This window comes from Gimesia sp., assembly GCF_048260065.1.
Classification (GTDB): Bacteria; Planctomycetota; Planctomycetia; order Planctomycetales; family Planctomycetaceae; genus Gimesia.
This window is the reverse complement of the sequence record NZ_JBLXHC010000017.1, coordinates 89651-115147: the sequence shown is the minus strand read 5'-3', so window position 1 is coordinate 115147 and position 25497 is coordinate 89651. Positions and strand designations below refer to the sequence as shown.

Here is a 25497-nt window from a genome sequence, read left to right as displayed (position 1 = left end):
ACAATCTGGTCTTTGATGTCTCACAGTGGAAGCGCAGTAGACACCTCTGTATTAAACTAAAACAACTCTGAAAGTGCCAGTATTCTTACTCATGCTGCAGGCAGATACTTTTTCAATTCTTCAAGCCTGGAATTACAGTTCTCGACCAGAGACTTCAATTCAGAATCAGACTGGCCTGCTGCTTCGATCATCGAATGATAATACTGTATGATTTCTTCAGGACTGGCTCCAAAATGACCCCAGAATTTCTGTCGGTCTTCGGTCTGCAGATCAAACAGCATCGCTTCCAGATTATGAAGTTTATCCGCCAGTTCAATCGCCCTCGTCCCCAGTGCTGCCTGCTGCATCACTTCAATGTGAGTTCGCTTACGATCCGGCCAACTTCGTTTCTCTCCCTCTTGGGTCTCTTTCTCTTCCGTCATTTCCTGAACGTAGCGCACAACGTCTTCAGAAAAATGCGTTTCCAGATCTTCGATCGACAAGTCCGTGTCTTCAACCACATCGTGCAGAACCGCTGCTGCGAGAATCGATTCATCATCGAATCCCGCCTTCATCAGGATCAGACAGACACTCATGGGATGCGCGATATAAGGAATGCCGGAAGACTTTCGCTTTTGAGACTTGTGAGCCACCGCAGCCAGCCGAATCGCATGTTCGACCACAGGTGAATGAAGCATATCCATATCTAATCTGATTCTTTGATTCAACGTTCGTTCGAAGTTTCCTGAGTATGCCTGAACTGATTGAAACGCGTGTATTCCCAGTGCCGATAGAGAGCCGATTTTTTTAACAGATTCGGTTGACTGTCAACCGCTTCCACCTTGCCTTCGTTAATCAGAACTACCTGATCGACGCGCCGCAAGGTCATAATTCGCGAAGGAATGATCAGCACGGTACGATTCTGGAAAATTCGAGAATAAGCATCTTCGAGAAGAGTTTTGGTATCTTCATCCAGTATCTCCTCAGGTTCTTCGATGATGAGTAAAGCAGGCTTTCGCAATAATGCCCGTGCCAGTCCCAGACGAAAACTTTCGCCGACAGTCAATTCTTCACCATGCTGTCCCAGCGCGGTCTCATACCCCTGAGATAAGTTCTGAATAAACTGATGCGCGTGTGCCTCCTTAGAAGCAGCAATTACTTCCTGTAGCGAATAACGCTCGTCACCGCACTGGATATTCTCTTTGACGGTTCCGGTCAGGCAAGGATCATTCCCGCTCACATAGATCGCTTCGGCTCTCAACGACTCCAGAGTCACCCAGGCAGTATCTTCGCCGTCCATCAATACCCGCCCTGCCTGAGGTTCAATAAACCGCGGTATCAGATAACTCACTGCGCGCGGAGCCAGTTTTTCCAGGGATACCAGGGCCGTACTTGTACCCGCGGGAATTTTCAAATCAAATCCTTTGAGTAAGGGCGGGCTGTTGGCATTAAGTTGAAAGCTGACATTTTCAAACTGCAGTGCCTGTGACAGAGGCTCGAGAAATTTGGCTCCCACGGCCTGCCCTACCGCCGGGATCAGATTGAGATACCGATAGATTGAACTGGCTGCAATGTTTGCCTCATCGCGTGTCTGAATCAGCTCATACAATCCGTTTACCGGCAGATAGAAAAAGGCGAAGATCCCCGTCATCAGAACCGCCGCTGAAAGAGGCAGGCTATCGGGACTCACCAGCACCTTATACCCGACCAGGAACAGCACCATACAGGAACAGAATACGGCCAGCCCTCGTGCCACCCGATGCCCCCATCCCTCAACGCGTTTGAGCGTGGCGATGTTATCAGTATATTTCTGCAGATGTTTCTGAAACTGATCATGCTCTGCTGTTTCCATTCCGAAACCACGTACCAGTCGGGTACTGCGCAGATTTTCTGCCAGTAAAGACAACTCCGTCTCGATTGCAACCAGTGTTTTCGCCTGCTCCTGTTCATAGTTCTTGCGATGCTGCAACAGAAAGTACCAGGCAGCCACCAGCGGAATCATACACTGCAGCGTCAGCCTCCAGTCTATTGAAATCGTAAACAGCAGAAGAATCAGCAGAGTGACCGGATGTCGCGACTGGCCATAGACCCATTGAAACACCCCCTGCTGTACGGTACCCACATCCCGGATAAACAGCTGAAAAGCCTGTTCTGTCTCTTTACCAGACAGATCCCCCGGCCCCAGACGCAGCGCCTGTCGGTGAATCATATTCCGCAAAGTCATGGAAACATGATGCGAAATTTTCAAACTCTTCTGTCGGGATCTCCAGCGAATCAATACTCGAATACTGGCAACCACCAGAGCAAAAAAGATCAATGTAAAAAGAGCCGTCTGGTTTTCCTGCAGCAGTGGAACCCGCTGATACAATTTTGGCAACAAACCGATTTGATATTTGGAATACGTCCACCAGACCGAGGGCAAAATACCGGAGTCCGAAAGACTCACCATTTCCAGTCGGGGTGCCTCATCCGTCTGAGGCGATTTTGTTTCAGGAGCGTCACCGGGTACGGTGGACTTAGCATCTGCCTGACCTTTCTCAGGCTCAGAATCCGGTTCTTCCGGTTCACTTTCATCTTCAACAGGCAAAGCTACAGGAGCAGTCCTGAGTTCTTTCAACAACTGGACGTTCTGTTCTCCGTGGAGCGTGATGCGCCCCCGGTGGTCGAGCAGATCGATGATCAGAAATAAATCGACCAGTAACAGGATCAGCAGCAGGCCGTTGACGAGCGACCAGAACAGCACAGATCTGGCAGATCCACGAAAGAATTCCCGTGCAGGGAAAGCACGATGAAATGCGTTGGGCTGACGATTTGACACAAGACCCACCGAATCTGTTTTAAATCAGGAGTATAAGAAGTTCGCTCCCCCCTTTTCAGGCAAGGTCACGATCTTCAAAAAGGATAAAGGCAACCAGAATCGCAATTCCGGAATAGAGCAGACAGCTTAATGCCGAATGACCAATATAGACGGGTGGAACAACAGTTCCCGTTGCAACTGCCGGCGACATGTTAAAGTTATCCAGGTTAGGCAATATCGTAGCGATCAACTGCCCGGTGAATTTCACAAACTCCAGTCCCTCCGCCTTGGCCTGCACCAGATTGGGAGTGAGGTGCCCAATAATGTAGATCCCGAAGCAGATAATCATATTCACCATCATGGGAAGCCGGGTTGAAATGGCGACACTGATTGCAGCCAGAATCGCAACTTCCATATAAATCAACAGAATACCAGGTAGAATCAACCAGACTGCGGCCATTTTTTCGGCGTGAGAGGGAGCATCCCGGGAAGCTTCACGGGCGTCGTATCCGACCTTAAAGTAAACCAGCAGCAGGAAAGTGATCACCATCGGCAACATCAGCCAGACGACTGCTTTCAGAATCCCCAGGTATTTTCCAATGATAAACTGACGACGATTGATCGGTTTCGATAACAGCGTCATCGCAGTTTTGCCTTCGATTTCATCGGCGACGCTGGTACTGGCTGACCAGACTGCCAGCAGGAGACTGCAAATCAGAATTGTTGCCAGACCACAGTCCATCAACATCTTGACGTCATCTCCCATAGAGAAGAATGGCAGAAACGTATTCAACAGCAGCAACAGCAGCCCGATTGCCATCAGGAGCAGAAACACCGGCTGTCGAATCGCTTCTTTCGTAGTTGCTCGGGCAATCACTCCTGCTTGGGTGAATGACGCCACCCCAAACAACAGTACGAAGTAGAGCAATACACCTGCTCCGGTTAACCACCATTGAACCATCATATTAGTTGCATCAACAGTTTCTGCCGAAAAAACCAGGAGGCTTTCCATCGTTCATTCACCAATCAGTTAATAATGTAATGTATTGAAGCCACGAAAAAGAACCCGCAGTCCCAGGCGCAGATTCTCCCCTGTCATGTACGATTTCATTTACCAGGATGTTGGATTTATTTTTGAACTTATGTAATTACCAGTTATCCAACTGAAATCACTGCCAACAGCCCGTAACGTACTGATTACTTTACCGATAAGAGGTAGGGAAAGTAAAGAATACAGGGTCATTCGTGCCCTGATTTCCCTAATCTGGAAGGCATGTTCGCTATAATTTGCCAAATTGGCGTTACACCAACCTGAAACTGCTCAATTGCATAGCTGGAACGTGCATCACTCTGAACCAGGGAGTCTCTCACTCCATGAGACTAGGCCTGAACAGTCCAGCAACCCCTGCAGAAAAAACGGATGCAGTTTAATGCTGGATCTCAAACTGCTGAAAATGGGGTTCAGAGCCGATTTCTTCCACAGCAACATCTGTCACATTCGTCGCGAACGTGAGCATCATATCATCAAAAAACTGCTCCAGAACCGGCCGATCCTGCGTTTGCACGACCAGTTCCACAGTGCCATCAGCCAGATTTTTCACATAGCCCGTAACCGGATACTGCTGTGCAAGTCGCGCAGTACGGTAGCGGAACCCGACCCCCTGCACTCGACCATGATAGATCGCGCGCAGTGTAATGCGTGCTGATGAATCGGATTGCTCTGGTTCAGCAAACATGCCGACTACTTTTAAGAATGATGCGTAAAGTGATTAATGAACAACACAGTTCAGATCTGCAACGAATGTGCGACCACATGAGACGGAACGCCTCAAGAAAGGATGACGGACAGACAGAAAACCTAAGTTGAAGAGGTTTCTTCTGAAAACTGTTCTGTTTCCGGCAGGTCCGAAAAATCAATACACAATTCTTCGCGCACGATACTCATGCTGCGTGGAGCATCAATGCCTAATCTAACCGAATTAGGGCCGATTCGAACAATCGTCAAGGTTACATCATCGCCAATCCGAATTCGTTCACCGGGCTTTCGTGATAATACAAGCATTTCTTTTCGAATCCTTCGTTGTCTGGGCCCTCATACTTCCCTGTTACCTTACTAAGTAAGGTTGAAGCAACTTGCAGGATGAGGGTAGTTAAAGAGTACTCATCTAGACAATCTGCTGAAAAAAGCCTTCTCTTCCAACAAACTGCCATCACTACGATGTCGACATCAGTATGATAACACTTTTCAATTTCTGATGTCTAGCCCAGACTGAAAAATTACCCACCAGGCTCCACAACAGCCAAAACCTGCCCCTGAACCAGCCATTTAACCCAGATTAGTGCCCAATATTTACGCAAACGGCAACCTGCACAAATACCGGGCAGTAAAGCCGCGGTTCTAGCCGGCCAGCTTCGACACCTTCACTCTTGAAATCCAGGATACTGGAAACGGGCGATTGCTTTTTCTTCAACGAAATCAGAAATGCAGAAACAATCTTCCAATAAAAAATCTGCTTAAGGATCTGGAAAGATCAAAGTGAAAGATGGTCCAAGAAGTTGAAAACCGATTGTGAAAAGCTTGACGATTGCTGATATGGTCGTCAGTCTTTAGCAACAGTGTTAACTAACTCAGATTTTCGTCTACATGACCAGGGGAACAGCATGGTTCGTATTGGAATTATCGGCATCGGTTTTATGGGAATGGCTCATTTTGAAGGAGCCAGAAAACTCAAAGGAGCGAAGGTCACTGCCATATCAACCCGAGATTCCAAAAAACTGGCAGGAGACTGGAGTAGCATAGAAGGAAACTTTGGACCCCGCGGTTCCCAGGTCGATTTATCCAAGGTGAAGCAGTACAGCGATTACCATGACCTGCTGGCAGACCCCGATATTGACCTCGTTGACATCTGCCTGCCCACCCAGATGCATGAACAGGTAGCACTGGATTCTATCCAGGCTGGAAAACATACACTTGTTGAAAAACCAATCGCCATTGATCTGAAAGCGGCCAACAAAATGGTGAAAGCCGCGGAAAAAGCAGGGGTCAAGTTCATGGTTGCCCAGGTCCTGCCCTTTTTCCCTGAATTTCAATTTGCGGTAGAATGCGTCAGAAGCAATAAATATGGGAAACTGCTGGCAGCCCATTTCCGCCGCGTGATGGCTCCTCCTAAATGGTCCGAAAATATCGAAGATTTCCAGAAACTGGGTGGCTGGGGAATCGATCTGCACATTCATGATAACCACCTGATCAGCCTGATGTGTGGAGTGCCCACAAAAGTCACCTCACGCGGCATTGAAAACAAAGGATTCATTAACCACGTCCATACTGTCTACGATTACGACGATCCGAATCTGGCAGTCAGCTGTGTGAGTGGGGGAATCGCTACCAGAGGACTGGAATTTGCGCATGGATATGAACTCTATTTCGAAGACGCAACTGTCCTGTTTGGTGCCGGTACAATGGGAGTGGGCAAAAACAAAGAGTGGATTGTCAGCCAACCTCTGACCTTGATTACGAAAAATGGTCAACTCAAGCACCCGAAACTCAAAGGAGGCGATGCCTGGTGTGCGGCGTTTACCCTGGAATTACAGGCAGCCGTCGATGCACTTCAAAGTGGTGAAGAACCTGAGGCATTATCGGGGGCTCTTGCCCGAGATGCCCTGAAAATCTGCTACGCTGAGGCAAAAAGTATCCAGACAGGCCGATCCATTCCCGTCAAATAAGTGTCATCACTGCCTGTCAGATCAATATAACCGAGAACACACCGCCGAATCTCGAACCCTTTACGAATTCCGGCGGTGTATTTATTGGTATGCGGGTAGAATTGGGGTAATCTGACAGTCTTTCCATTTCTGAGTCTAAATTGACCAGATTAAACGCAGAATTACATCCCACTGAAAAACAATCAGAAAATCATCGCGATTTCGATCCGGTTTTCAGACCATTAAAATAGTTTTGAATTCACCAGTACGATTATGCTTGAAAATCTGCCACTGCAATCTGTGAAATATAAAGGCCTCACCATTGAGGGCTACTCACGGGCCGCCGTTCAAAGTTACTGGAGAATCCCTGAACTCAAACTGGGCTTTGACCTCGGTGGCAGTCCCTGGTCTTTCATGGGAACAGCCGTATTTTTCATTACGCATGCACACCTCGATCACATGGCGGCGCTTCCCGCTTTTGTCGCGCGTCGTCGGATGATGAAAATGAGCCCCCCCACGATCTACCTGCCCGAGGAAGTCAAAGACCCCGTCTGGAAAATGCTGAAAAGCTGGCAGAAACTGGATCGGGGCCGAATGGAATGCGAACTGATTGGCTTGACGGACGGCGAAGAAATACAGCTTTCAAGAGAACACGCAGTAACGGCATTCCAGACAAAACACACAGTCCCTTCGCTGGGGTTTCAGGTCTGGGACTGCCGAAAAAAGCTGAAACCTGAATTTCAGGGAAAACCGGAAACAGAGATTCGCGATGCCCGCGTCTCTGGTATTGAGGTCAGTGAAGAAATTCGTGTCCCACTGGTCTGCTACACGGGAGACACCGCCCCTGCCGGTCTGGACCATTTCGAAACCGCGTATGAATCCAAAGTTCTGATTACGGAGATGACATTTTATCGCCCCGAACACCGCCGCGAAAAAATTCACAAATTCGGGCACATGCACCTGGATGATATCGTCGAACGCGCGGAACGATTCCAGAATGAATTCATCATTCTGGCACATTTCAGTACGCGCTATCATGATAACCAGGTCATGAATGCGGTTAAAAAACGCTTACCCGAAGAGTTACAGTCTCGACTCCACCTCTGGATGTGAAACAACCAGAGCAGCACGATTCTGATCGTCGACGATCGGCAATAAAAATAGCCTGAAGGGTAACGAATCACCCTCCAGGCCGAGCGCTTTGTCTGCTGAATGACAACGATAGCCTACGCGTTGGTTTCGTAGCCTTTACGTTGCTCTCTGCTTTGCCACTGATTTGCTTCGTCATCACCAATAATCTGCTCTGTCTTGGGATCCCATTCCAGAGAACGATTCAGACGGATGGCAATATTAGCCAGGTGACAGGTTGTAATAGCACGATGATGGGTCATCACATCGGAAATAGGTTGTTCCCGCGCTTCAACGCATTCAAAGAAGTTGCGCATATGATCGCCAGGCTGACGACCTTTATAGAGTTTCTTAATGGTATCACTGGAAAGCGGATTATCCTTAAGGTCTTCAACAGGCTTTCCGGTCAGATCACCACGACTGACAAACATCCGCCCTTTCGTTCCCGTAAACAGGATTCCGTTTCGCCCATCGCTCTTGATTGTCATTTTGACATCGTTCGGGAAATTACACTGCACTTCAAACTTGGAAGCGACGTTATATTCATCGTCCCTGGTCGGCACCCCATCCTTCAATGGAATCGGATGCTCGGCTGAAATCGGAATGACCTGAGTCGGGCCGGAATGATCCATGCCAATGCCCCATTGTGCAATATCCACATGGTGAGCACCCCAGTCGGTCATTTTTCCTCCGGAATATTCATACCACCAGCGGAATTCATAATGACAACGGGTCTGGGGACGGCCTTTCTCCCCTTCACCAGCCTTCCAGCGATAATCGGTCATCGGAGCCTGTCCGAGCCATTTTTCCCAGTTCAAAGTCTTGGGCACTTCGGCCACAGGAATGGTACCGCTGGGAGTCACCCCGCCGATCACACACTCCACTTCAGTGATATCACCGAGACGACCTTCTTTAATAATCCCCAAAGCATTCAGGAACCGTTGCCCCATTTCACTACGCTGCTGCGTTCCCACCTGAAAGACGCGTCCCGTTTCTTTCAATGCTTTGATAATCTGCTTCCCTTCATCGATGGTCAGCGTCAAAGGTTTTTCGCAGTAAACATCTTTACCGGCTTTCATCGCTTCAATGGCGATCTTTGTATGCCAGTGGTCGGTTGTCACAATCGTGACAATATCAATGTCGGGATTATCGAGAATCTTCCGGTAATCTTCGAATACAGCAACTTCTTTGTTATTCCCCTTTTTACCCTGAATATCTTTCACTTTATCGTGAGCTTTACCGGCATGAGCGGAGTCGACATCACAAACGGCAATGACATCTCCGTACTTCATTGCATTCGGTCCGACGGCATTCCAGCGGCTGCCTGTTCCAATACAACCTACAACGGGACGATCATTGGCAGCTTTAAAGTTATAGGCACTAGCAGGGTCAATATGGAACCAGAAGGGAACGCTGCTACCGACGGCGGCAGCGGCGGAAGTTTTCAAAAAGTCGCGACGATTCTGTTTTTGATTACTCACGGAAGACTCCTTATTGACTAAGTATTGAAACAACAATTCACGACTGTGAATCGCGTTCAGGCAGGAACAGAACTGATCAACAGCAATTATAAGGCACAAGGAAACAGCTTTGCAAAGATCAAGCTGCGTTTATATCTGATTTGACTTTATTCTTTTTTGTACGTCTCACAGGAAATCCATGCTAAAATGAATCCTGGAAAATCAGTAGACCTGAAGCAGAAGATGACTGCGAAATCAGTCAAATATAGTAAAGCGGAATTGAACAGGACGCGACCTGTTAATAAGTGACATTAAGAAATAGAACAGCAGCGATTTCCCGTATGCGAACAATCCTTCATGTAGATATGGACGCGTTTTACGCATCGATCGAGGAGCGGGACCACCCCGAACTGCAGGGGCAGCCCATCATCGTCGGAGGCCAGGCCGAACACAGAGGCGTCGTTTCTGCTGCCAACTATCCGGCGCGCAAATTTGGTGTGCACAGCGCGATGCCAATGAAAACGGCCCGGCAACTCTGCCCACAGGCACATTTTTTTCCCGTTCGTATGAGTGATTATGCCGAGGTCTCACAATCGCTGCAGAAGATCTTTCGGAAATACACTCCACTGGTAGAACCACTCTCACTGGATGAAGCGTTTCTGGATGTCAGCGGCAGTCAGTTACTCTTTGGAAACGGGAGAGAAATCGCAACTTCAATCAAACAGGAAATCAAACAAAGTTTGCAGTTAATCGCTTCAGTCGGAGTCGCTCCCAATAAGTTCCTCGCCAAAATCGCCAGTGATGCAGATAAACCTGATGGGCTGGTGGTCGTCGAACCAGATCAAATCCAGGAGTTTCTCGACCCGCTACCTGTTTCCCGAGTCTGGGGAATTGGAAAAGTGGCGACGCAGCGTTTTAATCGACTGGGCATCCAGACCATTTCGCAATTGAGAGTATTAGAACTCCCGGTCTTGACGGAACTGTTCGGAGATCAGGGCTCTCACTTGTGGAATCTCGCTCAGGGACTGGATGATCGTGCCGTGGTCCCCGAAAGGCAGGCCAAATCAATCTCACGTGAAACTACATTTTCCAGTGACGTCAATGATCAGGAAATTCTGAGAACAGTCCTGATCAGCCTCGTGGAAGATGTCGCACGTCGATTGCGCAAAAACAGATTGCGCGGCAAAACCATCCAGTTGAAAATTCGCTACGATGATTTCTCGACATTTACAAGGTCCATCACTGTCTCTCAGCCAACGGACCTCACCAGAGAAATTGAAGAGTCTGCCTTACTGATGCTGGATCAGAAATTACCAGATCGCCCCCTGTCAATCAGGTTGATTGGCGTCGGCGTGACAGGATTTCAAAGCGGTTCGCGGCAACAGAAATCGTTATTTGATGAAGAAGATCAACAGAAACTCTCGCGTCTGGATCAGGTGAAGGATCAGATCGCAAATCGCTTCGGCAACGATTCTATCATCCGGGGCAATCGAATCAGGAACGAGGACTCGCAAGAGGAAACCTCGCCTTAACCGCATAGAATCGATCAGTCGTTCAATGCAGGCGCCCAGCGTTGTTTCTGTGTGATATCGAATCGAACCCGTGCATCATTGGCGGCTTTCTGCCCTGCCCGACTACTGCCCTGTTCGATTAAGTGTTTAAAATCAGCGGTCATCCGGCTGACGACTTCAGGATGTTTCGCAGCCAAGTCATGTGCTTCGCTGAGATCAGATTCCAGATGATAAAGCTCTGCAATCGTCGGTTTGCCGCGCGACTGCTCCAGATTTCGACCACTCATTTTAAAGACCAGTTTCCAGGGACCATCACGATAAGCAAATTCACCATGATTCGAATGGTTCACTAATGTCTGGCGAGCCTCATCCGTTTTTTTCCCAAGTAATGCAGGCAGAAAACTGATACTGTCTTCCGCTCCCTGCTGCGGAAGTTCCGCTCCTGTAATTTCGGCACAGGTTGCCAGCAGATCTGTCAGACAAACCAGTTGCGGACTACTGCTGCCTGCCTGAATCTGTTTTGGCCAGCGTACTACCAGAGGGACACGATGTCCGCCTTCCCAGATATCTCCTTTATGACCGCGGTAAGGACCGCTCGGTTGATGACCGGCCTCCACCAGATCATTCCAGCCGGTGTAGTGGGAGTGTCCATTATCTGCTGTGAAAATCACAATCGTGTTATCTTTAATCCCTGCCCGATCGATTGCCTGGATGACCTGCCCGGCAGACCAGTCCGTTTCCATGACAAAGTCTGCAATCGGCGCGATCCCGCTTTTCCCCTGGAATTTCGCTGAGGGAACCACTGGCTCATGCGGAGATGTCATGGAAAAATAGAGGAAGAACGGAGATTGTTTCTGCGACTTCTGATCGATGTACTTTACAGCACGCCTGGTAATTTCGGGCAAGATGTTCTGCATACGCCAGTCAGGCGCAGTCGGTGCGCCGACGAATCCCTTCGGCAGGACGATCCCTTCACTTTGATCGAGTTTAAATTCCGCCGTCGGTTGTACGAATACGTGGTCATTCTCAATGAAAGTGAACGGAGGCAGGTTGGGGAGGTCGACTCCAAAAAAATAATCGAATCCCCGCGCGACAGGTCCTCCCTTGATCGGTTTTGTAAAATCCCATTCATATTTCCACTGCGCGTTTTTCTGCTCCAGCATCTGACTGGCCTGTGGTCCCGGCCAGTTCCAGCCCAGATGCCACTTCCCGAAACATGCCGTCTGGTATCCACTTTTCTTAAGCAGCCCCGGCAGAGTCGGGCGATCTTCCGAAATAAGGGGAGGCTCATAAGCTGCGATCACCCATTCCTGCAAGCGGGTCCGCCAGCTGTACCGGCCGGTCAGTAAACCGTAGCGGGTAGGCGAACAGACTGCCGAACCGCTATGCGCGTCTGTAAAACTCATTCCGTCCTTAACCAGTTGATCCAGACACGGAGTCGGAATTTTATTCTCGGGAAAATGAGCCTGAATATCCCCCACACCGAAATCATCAGCGAGAATCACCACGATATTGGGTTGAGACTGCTGTGCAGCAAACAGAAATCCGGGAGTCAAACTCAACAGGAAGAAAAGGACACATTTTGAAGCCATTATTTCTCCAGTCCTGGAATGAATAAAAGATGCTTCTCAATCCTAAAAACATTCAGACTGGAAAGAAACTCAGATCTCAGTTTTTTTAACGGGCAACGAAATGCGAGGTCAGCTGGTAACCATCTCGGCAGCCGGCGTTTCAGTAGCAGGAATGGACGGTCTGCGATAACTGAGACGCACCAGCGCGAAGCCGATGACCACAACCAGAAGAGAACCCGCAAGCCAGCTGACAGGCAAATGCTTCTGATTCTCAATGTTGATTTCCCAATCCGCAAAGTAATTCTGATAACTGGCAATGGTAATCAGCAGGCCATTATGAATCATGTGCAACAGGATGCCGGGAATGACGCTGCGAGATCGTACATTCACGTATGCCAGACAGAGCCCCATAAAAAAGCTGGGGAAAAAGCGTTCGATAAACAGTGAATCACGGACAATGACATGAAATAACGCAAACAGGAGAGAAGAAGTCACGATCGCCCATAAACTGGAAAATCGATGCAGCAGTGAGCTTAACAGATACCCGCGGAAAAACAGTTCTTCGCAGACGGCCGGCATGACAGCCAGCGAGATCAGCTTGACCCATAATGGGACCGCAGCCAGTTCAATTTTCATCGATTCAAACAGACGGGAAAGCGTTTCAATTCTCGCATCGGTTAACGCCAGGATTTCTATTTCATAAGCGAATGGCCATAAGGTTAATCCTAGGAGTACTGCCCCCAGACAGGAAACCAGACGCGGTTTAAACCAGCGAAAACCGGTCTTCAGATTCACCCCACCCAGCCAGGCAAACAGCATCGGAATCAGCAGAAACAGGCAGAAAGTCAATGTTCCTGAAACCAGAAGTCGCTGAGAGATGGTCATCTCCCTGAGCCGTCCCACAAATGCAGCCGAGAGGATAAATGTCGGAAACATTACCGCCAGACAAAGCATGGCATTGTTCAAGGCAGGATATTGATGGGACTTGCGGGATCGTTTAAAGAAATCCGACCAGGAAGTTTCGCTCTGATAGAGAATGGTATCTGTACCAAAAATCCGGGCAGCAAGGCTGAGAGCGACAATGCCATAAAAGATCGTTGAGAATACCGATATAAAAAACAACACCGGTTCTGCTTCATGTAACAGAAAGTCACGGCTCAACAATACGATATTCGCCAGAGGGATCACGGCCCAGAGTGGGGTCATCTTCAAATCCGGTACCATCCCCAGAATCCCGGGAGCCATCGAAATCAGCATCAGGGGAATCAGATAGGCCTGTGCTTCTTTAAAGCTCCGGGCAAAACTTGTGATACATAGCAGTACAGCAGAGAAGAATGCGGCAAAAATCACCAGTAACAGTAAAATTTCCATCAATACAAACGGTGTCATGCCTTCACCGAAGAGCACCGTCTCCAGACCGTTGGCATAGGCGGTCGCGAGCATCGCCGTCATATTCACCAGCGCCGTCATCACGGCAACAACCAGCACCGAAATGAACTTGGCACATAAGATCCACATCCGGGGTAATGGTGCTGAGATAAGGGTTTCCAACGTGCCACGCTCCCGTTCCCCTGCAGTTAGATCGATGGCAGGATAGACGGCCCCCGTCATTGTCATCAGAATCAGGATCAGGGGAACGATGGTCACCAGCGAATAGGCTTGTACCATTTCAGACTTCACGGATGAAACGGAAGTCACAAACGGGACAGTCACACTCTCTCCCATATTCGTCAGCATCTGATCTCGGTAGTTCCAGCGAACGGCCTGCAGGCGTACTTCCACATATTCTGCAGCACGTCGACTGTGCGCAGATTGCGCCCCATAAATAATCTGAAACCGCCCACTGTGTTCTTTCTGTTTCGCCTTTGGATTTTCTACCTCAATGGGAAAGTAGCGAACCCCCACATCGACCACACCTTCACGAACCAGTTTCAAAATGTTGTGATCTTCACCGGCCGATTCGGCAATCATAAATTTGACAACAGGTTTGACTTCCTGGAATGCAGCCAGCGCATTGTCAGTCTGTTTTTCTTTCACCGGTTTCAGTTTGACAAAGGACTGATTCCGTTCTTCGAAGATTTTATCTCCCTTTTCAAACAGTGCTCGAAACATCTGTCCTTCTGACTCGTTGGGCAAAACGATCCGATATTCAATTTCATTGAGCTGAGATGTCTGGCTTAATAAAAACTTCTGCAGCATCAAACCCAGTAACGGGTAGACCAGCAAAGGCATCAGGATTAATGTAATGACAGTACGCCGATCCCGAAGAATTTCGCGTAATTCTTTTTGCAGCAGTCCAGAGAATCGGAACGATCTGGTGGGAGTATAAATGCGGTCGTCAGAATCCTGATCGTAGGGGGAAGCCATTAAATCAGTTCCCTTTGTACGGCGGGTATATTCTTTGCAGTCTCAACGGGCGCATCGAGTAACTGCAGAAAGATTTGTGTCAGGGTCTGACAGGACGTGCACTGCTGCAGTTCTGCGAGAGTGCCTTCGTAATTCTTTTTTCCATTATGCAACAGACCAAATCTGTCACAGAGTTGTTCGGCTTCATCCAGGCGATGTGTGCTGACAATCACAGCTTTTCCCTCATCGCGAAGCAGGTCGATATAATCAAAAATCACCTTGCTCCCGATCACATCCAGTCCGCGCGTCGGTTCATCCATCAGCATGACCGGTGGATCATGAATCAGCGAACGAGCCAGGTTCACGCGCTGTTTCTGCCCGGTGCTTAATGTGGCAGAACGACGATCCATGAAAGAAGAGAGGCCGAACAGGTGAGAGAGCTTTTCTACCTGGGCTGCTGCCTGCATGGCCGGCACACCATACACGTCCGCAAAAAACGTGAGAATCTCGCGGGGGGTCAGCCATTGATACAGACCGGCACTGGTTGAAACCAGTCCCACACGTCGTTTTATTTCATCGGGATGCGTGGATACCAGAAACCCTTCCACTTCCGCATCCCCACTGGTTGGTTTCAAAAGCCCCAGGATCATCCGCAGAGTGGTCGTTTTGCCTGCCCCATTCGGGCCCAGCAATCCATACACTTCACCTGGTTTGACTTGAAAAGAAACGTGATCGACGGCAAGAACATCCTGATTTCCGGCTTCGAATATCCGCGTAAGATCTCTGACAAAAATCATCCTGGCCCTCACTTCCGCTTACCGTAGACACAACGGGCGTATGAAACCCGCACTGAAATTCCTGTCAGGATTTTCAGATACCGTCACAACGTTTCTTCAGCTTTGAATGGATTGTTTTGCCTAATAAACGTTGATATCACAGGACTGTGATTTGAAATGCTGGCGCATACTCAACGCATCTAAGAACAGAAGCATTCTAACAAACTCAAAGTCAATCTGTCACGTACTAAATAAAAATGTTGCAGGGTAATGACAGATTGACTGCTCTGGCATTGAAATTGTACCACGCTGTCTTTTTTCAGGGAGACAAACGAAGATCGTTGAAACACCTTGCACCATGCCTTTATCGTGACCAAAATAAAAGACTCCTTTCAAAAGCTTCTCAGACACTGCAAATACTCCGCAAACCAAAGGCCAGATGATGTCTCCACTGATCTTCAAATTTTGTTTACTCTGTGTTCTCACAATCTGTCTGACAAGCCACTTTGCAGTCGCAGAAGATGACTGGCGCGTCTGGCGGGGCCCGAACGGAAATAACATCGCAGCCGAGGGGGAAACACCTCCCATCGAGTGGAGCGAATCGCAAAACATACTCTGGAAGGCGGCACTTCCCGGTCGAGGACATTCTTCGCCGATTGTGGTGAATGACCGTGTCCTGATTTCTACGGCAGAGGAAGCGAAACAGGTTCAATCTGTGGTCTGTTTTGATCGTACCACCGGACGACAGCTCTGGAAAACCGATGTCAGTCAGGGGGATTTTGCCCCGAAAATTCACCAGAAAAATACCCACGCATCGCCTACGCTGGCTTCGAATGGGGAAACGATCTTTGCAGTCTTTCCCCAGTTTGACCGGATTCAATTGACGGCCCTTGACCTGGAAGGCAAACAGAAATGGCAGATCAAAGCGGGTGGCTATCTGCCACTGGCATATCAGTTTGGCTATGCCCCTTCTCCTTTGCTGTATCAAGGGACCGTGATCATCACATCTGAATACGAGAAGGATGGTTTCATCGCCGCCTTTGATCAAAAAACGGGCAACGAAGTCTGGCGCATCAAGCGACCGGAAAAAATGAATTTCTCTACCCCTATCGTGACACGAATTGCAGGTCGCGACCAGATGCTGCTCAGTGGGAACGCGAAAGTTGCCAGCTTTGACCCGCGAACCGGAGGTGACCTCTGGTCCGCCCCGGCAATGTGGATTGTCAGTTGCGGGACCATGGTCTGGGACGGCGATCTCGTCTTTACCAGTGGCGGTTTCCCCCTGAAAGGGACGATGGCCGTCAAAGCCGACGGTTCAGAAAAAATTGCCTGGACAAATACAGTGAAATGTTACGAGCAATCGATGCTGGCGCACAACGGCTATCTCTACGCCATCGACGATAACGGCATCGCATACTGCTGGAACGCACAAACGGGAAAGGAACAATGGAAAAGTCGACTGGGTGGAAAAGTGTCCTCTTCACCAGTTCTGGCCAACGACAACATCTATCTGTCTAATGAACGAGGGAAGACTTTTGTCTTTCGCGCGAACCCGCAAAAGTTTGAACTACTCGCCGAGAATCAACTGGGCGACGAATGTTTTGCGACTCCCGCGCTCTGTGGTGACCAGATCTTCCACCGGGCCGCCAGCAGCAAGTCAGGAAAACGTCAGGAATTTCTATACTGCATTGGGAAATAAAACATCTCGCATGATCTCAATTTTGGAATCCTCTTCTGAATGTGATTTTTTTAACTTGAAATGAAAAGGCGATCCTTCCTGTATCAAAATAACAGTTAACCAGAACACATTACGTGAACATAGTCACAAACAACCAGCAAGTTCCTTAATAAATCACCATTTCTGTGCCTGCATTGATTCATTTGAGGATTCCGAGATAGTTCCACTTCCGTGATTGTCACTTCGGACTGCTTCCCTTAATATGACCTGCTTCTTCCGAGATTCACAACTTTCTCTGGCATCACGACACTGCATAATGAACCATGATCCAATCTGATTATCTCATTGTTGGTCAGGGCCTGGCGGGAACAGCCTTAGCCTGGACTCTGATCAAGAGAGGGTACCGCGTCCATATTCTGGATCGATGCGAACCGATCACTTCTTCTAAAATTGCTGCGGGCCTCATCACGCCCATTACCGGATTGCGGCTCGTTGTCTCCTGGAGACTCGATGAATTCCTGCCGTTTGCGACTCGCTTTTATCGGAGTGTGGAACAGCAGACCGATACACATTTTTTCGAACTGAAGCCGATGCTGCGTCTGTTTTCTTCCGAACAGGAGCAGGAACAATATCGAGCGCGCTCACAAACGCATTTCCCTGATTTGGTATCGGTTCCCGAACCACTGGCCGATCCCGAGACCTTCGAGATCTCCCGGGGAGGCTTTGAGATGATCGGCGGGCAACTGGATGTTCCTCTTTATCTGGATGCATCACGTCGTTATTTCGAATCCCGCTCCTGGTTTCAGCAGGCGGAAATAGACCCGGTTAATGACCTGGAATTTCAAGCAACCAATGTCCGGCTCCCCCGCTGGAATCTGCAGGCTGACAAGATTATTTTCTGCGAAGGCATTCGCAGCCAGCACAACCCCTGGTTCAGAACCATACCTTTCGAAGGTGCTAAAGGAGAAATACTCACTCTGAAAATCCCCGGGCTCAAGGAACGACGCGTGGTGCATCGTGGTATCTGGTTAGCGCACCGGAAAGAGGACCTTTACCGTGCCGGTTCGACTTATCATCGTGAGCAGCTTGACTGTGAACCCACTCCTGCTGGAAGGGAAGAAATCTGCTCTCGCCTGTCAGAATTTCTCAAACTCCCGGTAGAAGTCATCGATCATCGCGCCGCCGTTCGGCCTGTGATCCGAGGCAGATTACCCATCATGGGACTGCATCCCGAGCAGCCTCAAATTGGATTTTTCAACGGTTTTGCCTCGAAAGGAAGTTTGCAGACTCCCTGGATGGCAGATCATTTTTCAGATATTCTGGAAGGTAAAGTCCCGCTGGAAAAACAGCTGGACCTCAGCCGCAAACTGAATTTTTAAATATGACACGTTTAACCGACCAGGCACACGAACTGATCTCTACCGTACTCCGCCCGGGAGAAACGGCCATTGATGCCACCGCAGGAAACGGGCATGACTCCTGCTTTCTCTGCCAGACGGTGGGCTCCACGGGTCGGGTTTATGCGATCGACATCCAGGAAACTGCACTGAAACAGACGGCAGATCTGCTGGCTGAGGCGAACTGCTTTCAGTGTGAACTGATCTGTTGCGATCACAGTCAGCTCTACGAGATCATCCCCTCAGAATGCCTGAATGAAACTGGCGCAATCATGTTTAATCTGGGTTACCTGCCTGGAGGCGACCACAATCTGATTACACAACGGACATCAACCCTGACGGCTCTGGAAGCGGCAAAAAAGTTTTTGCGTCCCGGAGGAATGATGACAATTCTGGCTTATCCGGGACATCCTGGCGGTGACGAAGAAGCCGCCGCCATCGACCAGTGGCTGAAACAGTTATCAGCATCTGCCTATCAGACGGAAACCATTCTTGCCCGCTCGAATTCCGCAGCAGCCCCGTGCCTGTTTGTCGTCAGAAAGCTGGAACCCTGATATCGGTTATTCTTCTTCATCTGAATCTTCGTGAGACTCAGATGATTCACGAATTTCATCTATGATCTGCCGGGCACGATCAATGTTCGAGCTCATGACGTCAACTTTGATCTCAAAGATCCCGGTCAGGCCAGCCTGCAGCTCATTTTCGAGCAGACAGCGAATCCCTTCGCCTTCCAGTGTCATTTTAATAAATTCCGCTTCCATTGCATTCGTGGTCGAATACACTGTTTCCAGGCTTTCACTCATCATTAGTATCCTCAGACAAACCATCGAAGCAGTGTTAACCCCTGCATCGAGCGCTCAACAGTCAGTCACAAGTGAATCTTGTACCGATTCAAACTAACCAGAATCCGTTTTAACATCAATATCAATCCGGATTTTCACAGAAGTCGCTACACTAAAACGAAACACAAGCTTCAGCGGAAAAACGCTCAGATGGAAAAGTACACTGTGACTCTTCTGAACTACATTATGCGTATAATGGAAATTATCAATGAGAATCGACACAAAAAAATTGCAGCATTTCATTCCGGGTTTGCTTTTGGCACTGGTTTTTATGACTGCAGCCCAATCAACTCCGGCTGCCGAAAAGACAGTTCGCAAACCGGTCATCCTGACAGACCGCGCCAGACAGTTGCATCAGCAATGCCTGGTGATTGACGGACATAATGATCTCCCCTGGACCATGCGGGAAAAAGCAGCCTCAACTTTCAAGCAGGCTGATATCGCCAAACCTCAACCTCAGTTTCATACAGACATACCGCGTCTCAAACAGGGAAACGTCGGCGCACAATTCTGGTCAGCATACGTCCCCTCTGACACCCAAAAAGAGCGGAGATCCGCGCACTACACTCTGGAACAGATCGATCTGATCCACCGTATGATTAAACGCTACCCTGAAACGTTCGAGATGGCTGCGACGGCTGATGACATTGACCGGATTCATCAATCGGGCAAAATTGCCTCAATGATTGGTGTCGAGGGAGGCCATTCCATTGAGAACTCGTTGTCACTGCTGCGGGTTTTCTATGGTCTGGGTGTACGCTACATGACATTGACTCATTCCGATTCGCTCGACTGGGCAGATTCAGCCACAGACACCGCCATCAGCGACGGACTGTCTCCTTTTGGAGAAGAAGTGGTCCTGAGCATGAATCGGCTGGGAATGCTGGTCGATATTTCTCATGTCTCTCCGGCAACCATGGAAGATGTTCTGCGTGTGAGTAAAGCCCCGATCATAGCATCACACTCCTCCGCAAGAGCCATTGCCGATCATCCGCGCAATGTTCCCGATGAGATCCTGCTCAAAGTCAAACAGAATGGCGGGGTCGTCATGGTCAATTACTTCTCCGGTTTCGTCGTTCCCGAATCGGCAAAACAGATGATTGAAATGTTTCAGGTGCGACGGGAACTCAAACAGAAATACCCCAATGAAACGGATTACAATCGGGAATACAATCGCTGGCAAAACGACCACAAAATGAAGCCGGGAACGATCCACGATGTTGTTGATCATATCGACCACATAGTAAAAGTCGCCGGCGTGGAACACGTTGGTATCGGCTCTGATTTCGATGGCGTCTCCACCCTGCCTGCTCAACTCGAAGATGTCGCCACATATCCACTCATCACACAGGCGCTCCTGGATCGGGGATACACGGATCAGCAGATCAAGTTGATCATGGGGCAGAATCTGATGCGAGTTCTTCGTCAAGCAGAACAGGTTGCGAATGAACTCCAACAGACAGCAGAGTGATTCGTATGCCAATGAGCTCCGAGACACAAAAAAACGCCCCGTTGCCAGGGCGTTTTTTCATTAAAAGCTGAATTTCCAGATTGTGAATTACTGGACTGCTTGAACCGGTGCCAGTGGTTTCGGGGCCACCAGTACCGGAGGTGTTGACTCTGTTGGAGACAGCTGAGGAGGTGCAGGCAGTTTTTTCTGCACCGCCAGTGTCTGCTGTTCTTTCAGGCTTTTCACATAATCGGTCAGTAAATGATACGTATTCTGGAATTCCTGACGATTGGTAATCACCTGATACTTGGAATCAACCTGAATCTGCTGATAATTTTGTACAATCGGTTCCAGTTCTGCGAGAGAAGGATTTGGACCTGTTGCCGAGAAGTTTACCGGAAGAGCCAGATAATCCTTCCAGGCATCATCCAGATTCTGTTCCAGTTCCTGAAACGACGCCAACAGTTCATATTTCAAGTCATCGACCTGTAATTCCTGTTGCGCGAGCTTCGCAGTCTGCTCATCAATTCGCAGCATATCCCAGACTTCAGAAGTCCCACCGGTAAAATAGATGATCACGGTCGATTTATCTTTGGTCAGACTGTCCAGTCCGGTCTCCATGGTGATCGGATCTTCTTCGCCGATCTTCCAGGCGACCCGCTGTTTTGATTCATCGATGGCACCTTGAAGTGGTAAGGTGATATTTCCATCTTTATTGAAATAAGTACCGGCGACCGCACCGTTTTTACCCACGGCCAGTTGCACCGTCACATTCACCTCAGTTGTCCCCTGGGGAACAATGGCAAAGATCCCTACCGGCATCCAGTCAGCCGCATCATCTGGAGGAGACACGCTATCGATGATCTGATCAGCCTGACTCTGATAGTCTGTCACGGGAGCTACCTGCACTCCATTATTATAAATGTAACCATTGTTGAGTGAATAATTATAACCAACAGGATACAGATTATTATAACCAACCCAGGCTGTCAGACCGCCGAAAGTCGACCAGAGCCAGGGGCTGTAACCGTATCGGCGATAGTGGTAGTAAGGATAGTAGCCATATCCATAACCATAGCCTGAACCAAATCCAAAACCTAACGCATAGCGTGAACGATATCCAGACCAGTAACCGGGTCGATAATTGTATCTGTTGTTTCCATGCCGTGCGTGATTTCCACGATTTCGATTCACTCCTCCGGGTCGTAGCCCTGGCCCATGAGAAACTTGATGATCCCGGTTACCGTGGCGGCCCCCCTCTGATCTCAATCCCGGATTACCAGAGTGACGGTTCCCAAAACTCTGATGATATCTACTGGAACTCAAATCGGAGCTTCTATTGGTGTGAGCACTTCCGATACGGTTTTGGTTACCGGAACTAAACCGACTGCTTCCCGGGTTTAATCCCGGATTATTTCCGCGCCGAGAAGAACCACTGTTGAACCGATTATGAGATCCACTATTGAAATGTGAAAATCCAGAACTGCCTCGACTCCGGCTTCCAGGGCTGAGCCCGGGGTTACCGCTCACTCTTCCCTGACGGGATGTGATGGAACCAGAACGACGTGATGTACCGGACTGACTTCCTCTTGAGAAATCAAATGATTGTCCGGGCTTCATTGCCGATCTGGAAGTACGATTCGAGGATGAATTCAAAGATCGCGAGGAAGCACTCTGACGCGGTGCTGAAGAACCGCGTTGAGAAAATGAATGACTTCTGGAAGGTATCGAGCGTGAAGAACCTCCAATGTGCGAACTCCCTCTTGAAATGCTACCTCGGGAAGAACTTCCCCGTGACGCTCCCCTGTGATGACCGCCGCTCCCGCGAGACATTCCACCGCGGTGGCCACCGCCACCGTGTCCGCTACCTCCGCGGCCACCTCCACCCCGTTGCGCAAAACTATCAGCCTGATAGAAAGCCAGGATTGCCAGAAACGCCAATATCACACCCGTCTGCTTCATATATTTTTTCATCGCTAACACCTGTGTTCGATCATGAAACCAACTGCCTTCTGATCGACCTCATACACGGGATCTCATGGACACGGTAACTCATTCGCATCCGGGCGATCCCGTTTCTGGTTAAATAAAAACAATTCGACATTCACTGAAGAATTGTCAAATGAGTTTCAAACTTGGTACTACCAATACCAGTCTCTGATAATTAAGCATTGTCTTCTGCCAGTATAAAGGACTCATGTCCCGGCAAAGGCTAACAGCAGGACTTCCGAAAAAGCGAGAACGCGACCTACCAGGGAACTGTAAAAACGCTGTCAGAGATTGAGGCCCGATCAATCACAAGTTCATCTCGTGGAGAATCAGGATCGAACTGATATTGTTCGCGACTGAGTCTGTTAATCGTGAGAGATTTGGCGGCAGGCGAAAAAGAGACCAGCAGTTTCGAAAACTCAGACGTTTCAAATGATTTATACTCAACATCAACAGAGGACTTTAACGGTTCCCCTTTGTGATCAAAATCACTTGCTGAGTCTTCATGAACAATATTTGCTCGTTCCAGTAATCACGATAGGACTGTGAGATCGGAAAGTCAATATATATCATTTTGTTCCTGCGACTTAGCCCCTGTTCCTGCCGTGAATCTCAATCTCATCTGCCCACTTCAGCGAGAATTTGCTTAGAAGTGCAAGCTTTCGGAAAACTTTTTGGAAATTTCATATTTCCGGGGAATAAACCTGCAACAGCCGGCCTCTTATGTCTGACAGGGGGGCTTGTTTGAATAGTGAAAACCGGCCTGATGACAGGGTTTCCTTCAAAATAACACTGAATTAAACCCGATTTGTCAGATTCTCAGTCTGACAGATCAGATTACTAATCGAGAAATGGAGAACAGAGATGAAATTACTTTCGACACTCTTCACGTTGCTGGGACTGACATTATTCGCTGTTGGATGTGGTGATAAAGCTGCCCCAACTCCCGAACCCGCGCCTGCTGAAACACCCGCTGAAGATCCTGCAACACCAGCTGATGAAAAAGCAGCACCCGCAGAAGATCCAGCAACACCAGCTGAAGAAAAACCAGCTGCTGATGCTCCCAAAGAAGAAGCTAAACCAGCTGAGCCTAAACCAGAAGAATCAAAGCCAGCTGATCCTAAAGCTCCTTAATTGAGCCAGACTGCTACCTTACGTATCAGTCATGAATACAAGAAGCTCTCCCAAATCACGGGAGAGCTTCTTTGTTTTTCCGCTCTTGGAATCATTTCATAGAGCACATTTGTTGAAACTGCCTGTGTTCCTAAATACTTCCAGACTGTATTCGGGCTGCTGTCAGTGTATTCTTCAAAAGCATGGCAATCGTCATCGGCCCCACTCCACCTGGTACAGGAGTGATCGCAGACGCGACCTCTTTAACCCCCTCGAATTCCACATCCCCCACCAGCCGATCGTCGACTCGATTGATACCGACATCAATCACCACAGCTCCCGGCTTCACCATGTCAGCGGTCACAAACTCAGGTTTTCCAATTGCTGCGATCACAATGTCTGCCGTTCTGACGATCTCTTTCAGATTCTGTGTCCGGCTGTGACAGATAGTGACAGTGGCATCGGCCCCTAATCCCCTTTGAATCAGCAGCATGGCCATGGGTTTTCCGACGATTTCACTTCGCCCCAAAATCACAGCATGTTTACCAGTCGTTTCCATTTTCGTCGAGAGAATCATCTGCTGGATACCATAGGGAGTACAAGGCAGATAACGGGGGCGGCCCTGCACGATCAATCCGACATTCTCCGGATGAAACGCATCCACATCTTTTAACGGATGGACCACATCCAGTATCGCCGTTTCATTGACGTGCTTCGGAAGCGGAAGCTGGACCAGAATTCCATGAACTCCGGGATCGGCATTCAAGGCTTCGACGATCGAAATCAATTCAGCTTCAGTTGTTTCGGCTGGCAATCGTTTCAGAGTGCTCTGAATCCCCGCTTTTTCACAGGCTCTCTGTTTATTTCGAACATAGACGGCGCTGGCGGGATCATCCCCGACCAGGACAGCCGTTAAATGAGGGACGACATTCGATTCACTTTTAAACTGATTGACTTCCTCAGCGATCTGCTCACGAAATGCGGCAGCTAATGCTTTTCCATCGATAATCTCTGCAGACACTCTGACAAATCCTTCCAAATGTGGGAAATTCCTGATCAGATCACAAGATAACGCATCAGAATAAAATCTAAAACCACCCCAAAAGAATTAATGTCACGTAAAGGCAAATCGCGGCATAAATCGCGGCGACATAATCGTCAGACATGATTCCCCAGCCCCCATGGATCCGATCAAAATATCGAACCGGCCAGGGTTTCCAGATGTCAAACAGGCGGAACCAGAGAAATGCTATGACAGAAACCCAGAAAAAGTCAGCAGATAATGGCCTGTTCAAGACAGGAAGCATGACCACTGTAAATGCCCCGATCTCATCAATGACAATCTCACCTGGATCCTCTTTTTTCAGAAGACGCGCCCCCTGCTCACAGAGATAGACGCCGAGCAGGTAAATCAGCACAGAGACTATCAGATAGACGGACAGCGACAATTGCAGCCAAATCAGTCCCAAAACCAGAACAGGCCCCAGCAGACTTCCGCATGTTCCAGGGGCCTTGGGAGCCAGCCCTGTCCCCAGTCCCCTTGCGAGGAGCAAAATTGTAACTTTTTTTAAATTTCTCATTTATGGTAATTGACCAGGCAGTTGATTCTCTGTGTTGCGTAATCAGAAAAATGTCACTATTCAAGATAATCTAAAGCGTTTATACTTTATATTGAAGTGTTTTTTCCGGGGTAAATATAGACAGTCAACCTAAAGTCATGCGTTGACTGTCAAACGGGTGCATCTCGTAACTCGAAGG

21 protein-coding genes are annotated in these 25497 nt (G+C 48.8%); 8 read left to right on the top strand and 13 right to left on the bottom strand.

Going from position 1 to position 25497, the window contains the following annotated elements; genetic code table 11:
• Positions 1-89: 89 nt before the first annotated feature.
• From ACN0YN_RS25450 to ACN0YN_RS25430, 5 genes are all read right to left on the bottom strand, one after another.
• Complete coding sequence (locus ACN0YN_RS25450; protein ID WP_417387845.1) at positions 90-683, bottom strand: HD domain-containing protein; 594 nt, start codon at positions 681-683, stop codon at positions 90-92.
• 20 nt (positions 684-703) lie between these two features.
• Complete coding sequence (locus ACN0YN_RS25445; protein ID WP_417387844.1) at positions 704-2797, bottom strand: ABC transporter transmembrane domain-containing protein; 2094 nt, start codon at positions 2795-2797, stop codon at positions 704-706.
• Positions 2798-2852: 55 nt separating this feature from the next.
• A complete protein-coding gene (locus ACN0YN_RS25440; RefSeq protein ID WP_417387843.1) occupies positions 2853-3740 on the bottom strand; it encodes an ABC transporter permease in 888 nt (295 codons plus the stop codon).
• A gap of 463 nt (positions 3741-4203) precedes the next feature.
• The gene (locus ACN0YN_RS25435) at positions 4204-4512 is read right to left on the bottom strand and encodes an acylphosphatase (protein ID WP_417387842.1); all 309 of its coding nucleotides are present in this window, start codon (positions 4510-4512) and stop codon (positions 4204-4206) included.
• A gap of 122 nt (positions 4513-4634) precedes the next feature.
• Complete coding sequence (locus tag ACN0YN_RS25430) at positions 4635-4838, bottom strand: carbon storage regulator (protein ID WP_417387841.1); 204 nt, start codon at positions 4836-4838, stop codon at positions 4635-4637.
• Positions 4839-5437: 599 nt separating this feature from the next.
• Between ACN0YN_RS25430 and ACN0YN_RS25425 the strand changes: the two genes are divergently transcribed.
• Positions 5438-6499, top strand: coding sequence for a Gfo/Idh/MocA family protein (locus ACN0YN_RS25425; protein ID WP_417387840.1), 1062 nt, complete (start codon positions 5438-5440; stop codon positions 6497-6499).
• Positions 6500-6751: 252 nt separating this feature from the next.
• Positions 6752-7591: an MBL fold metallo-hydrolase gene (locus tag ACN0YN_RS25420; protein WP_417387839.1), complete on the top strand. Its 840-nt coding sequence runs from the start codon at positions 6752-6754 to the stop codon at positions 7589-7591.
• A gap of 113 nt (positions 7592-7704) precedes the next feature.
• Here the strand turns inward: ACN0YN_RS25420 and ACN0YN_RS25415 are convergent, their stop codons facing one another.
• Positions 7705-9087: a Gfo/Idh/MocA family oxidoreductase gene (locus tag ACN0YN_RS25415; protein WP_417387838.1), complete on the bottom strand. Its 1383-nt coding sequence runs from the start codon at positions 9085-9087 to the stop codon at positions 7705-7707.
• A gap of 320 nt (positions 9088-9407) precedes the next feature.
• Between ACN0YN_RS25415 and dinB the strand changes: the two genes are divergently transcribed.
• Positions 9408-10598, top strand: a complete 1191-nt coding sequence (dinB, locus tag ACN0YN_RS25410; RefSeq protein ID WP_417387837.1) for a DNA polymerase IV — start codon at positions 9408-9410, stop codon at positions 10596-10598.
• 14 nt (positions 10599-10612) lie between these two features.
• Here dinB and ACN0YN_RS25405 read toward each other — a convergent pair whose 3' ends face one another.
• From ACN0YN_RS25405 to ACN0YN_RS25395, 3 genes are all read right to left on the bottom strand, one after another.
• Entirely contained in the window at positions 10613-12169 is a 1557-nt protein-coding gene (locus ACN0YN_RS25405) for a sulfatase family protein (protein ID WP_417387836.1), read from the bottom strand.
• Positions 12170-12277: 108 nt separating this feature from the next.
• Positions 12278-14515: an ABC transporter permease subunit/CPBP intramembrane protease gene (locus ACN0YN_RS25400; RefSeq protein ID WP_417387835.1), complete on the bottom strand. Its 2238-nt coding sequence runs from the start codon at positions 14513-14515 to the stop codon at positions 12278-12280.
• Positions 14515-15291, bottom strand: coding sequence for an ABC transporter ATP-binding protein (locus ACN0YN_RS25395; RefSeq protein ID WP_417387834.1), 777 nt, complete (start codon positions 15289-15291; stop codon positions 14515-14517). The genes ACN0YN_RS25400 and ACN0YN_RS25395 overlap by 1 nt, the downstream gene beginning before the upstream one ends.
• Before the next feature lie 418 nt (positions 15292-15709).
• Here ACN0YN_RS25395 and ACN0YN_RS25390 point away from each other — a divergent pair, with 418 nt between their 5' ends.
• From ACN0YN_RS25390 to ACN0YN_RS25380, 3 genes are all read left to right on the top strand, one after another.
• A complete protein-coding gene (locus ACN0YN_RS25390) occupies positions 15710-16969 on the top strand; it encodes a PQQ-binding-like beta-propeller repeat protein (protein ID WP_417387833.1) in 1260 nt (419 codons plus the stop codon).
• 302 nt (positions 16970-17271) lie between these two features.
• Positions 17272-18327 (top strand): NAD(P)/FAD-dependent oxidoreductase, encoded by a 1056-nt coding sequence (locus ACN0YN_RS25385; RefSeq protein WP_417387832.1) that lies wholly within the window; start codon positions 17272-17274, stop codon positions 18325-18327.
• Positions 18328-18329: 2 nt separating this feature from the next.
• The gene (locus tag ACN0YN_RS25380; protein ID WP_417387831.1) at positions 18330-18899 is read left to right on the top strand and encodes a class I SAM-dependent methyltransferase; all 570 of its coding nucleotides are present in this window, start codon (positions 18330-18332) and stop codon (positions 18897-18899) included.
• A gap of 6 nt (positions 18900-18905) precedes the next feature.
• On the opposite strand, the gene ACN0YN_RS25375 is transcribed toward ACN0YN_RS25380, so the two are convergent.
• A complete protein-coding gene (locus tag ACN0YN_RS25375; protein ID WP_417387830.1) occupies positions 18906-19151 on the bottom strand; it encodes a putative signal transducing protein in 246 nt (81 codons plus the stop codon).
• A 244-nt stretch (positions 19152-19395) separates the two neighbouring features.
• On the opposite strand from ACN0YN_RS25375, the gene ACN0YN_RS25370 reads away from it, so the two are divergent.
• Positions 19396-20658, top strand: a complete 1263-nt coding sequence (locus tag ACN0YN_RS25370; protein ID WP_417387829.1) for a dipeptidase — start codon at positions 19396-19398, stop codon at positions 20656-20658.
• Positions 20659-20745: 87 nt separating this feature from the next.
• On the opposite strand, the gene ACN0YN_RS25365 is transcribed toward ACN0YN_RS25370, so the two are convergent.
• Positions 20746-21831, bottom strand: coding sequence for a hypothetical protein (locus ACN0YN_RS25365; RefSeq protein ID WP_417387828.1), 1086 nt, complete (start codon positions 21829-21831; stop codon positions 20746-20748).
• A gap of 1659 nt (positions 21832-23490) precedes the next feature.
• On the opposite strand from ACN0YN_RS25365, the gene ACN0YN_RS25360 reads away from it, so the two are divergent.
• Positions 23491-23760, top strand: a complete 270-nt coding sequence (locus ACN0YN_RS25360; protein WP_417387827.1) for a hypothetical protein — start codon at positions 23491-23493, stop codon at positions 23758-23760.
• A 130-nt stretch (positions 23761-23890) separates the two neighbouring features.
• On the opposite strand, the gene folD is transcribed toward ACN0YN_RS25360, so the two are convergent.
• Positions 23891-24760 (bottom strand): bifunctional methylenetetrahydrofolate dehydrogenase/methenyltetrahydrofolate cyclohydrolase FolD, encoded by an 870-nt coding sequence (gene folD / locus ACN0YN_RS25355; protein ID WP_417387826.1) that lies wholly within the window; start codon positions 24758-24760, stop codon positions 23891-23893.
• A 67-nt stretch (positions 24761-24827) separates the two neighbouring features.
• Positions 24828-25319, bottom strand: a complete 492-nt coding sequence (locus ACN0YN_RS25350; RefSeq protein ID WP_417387825.1) for a phosphatidylglycerophosphatase A — start codon at positions 25317-25319, stop codon at positions 24828-24830.
• Between the last annotated feature and the right edge of the window lie 178 nt (positions 25320-25497).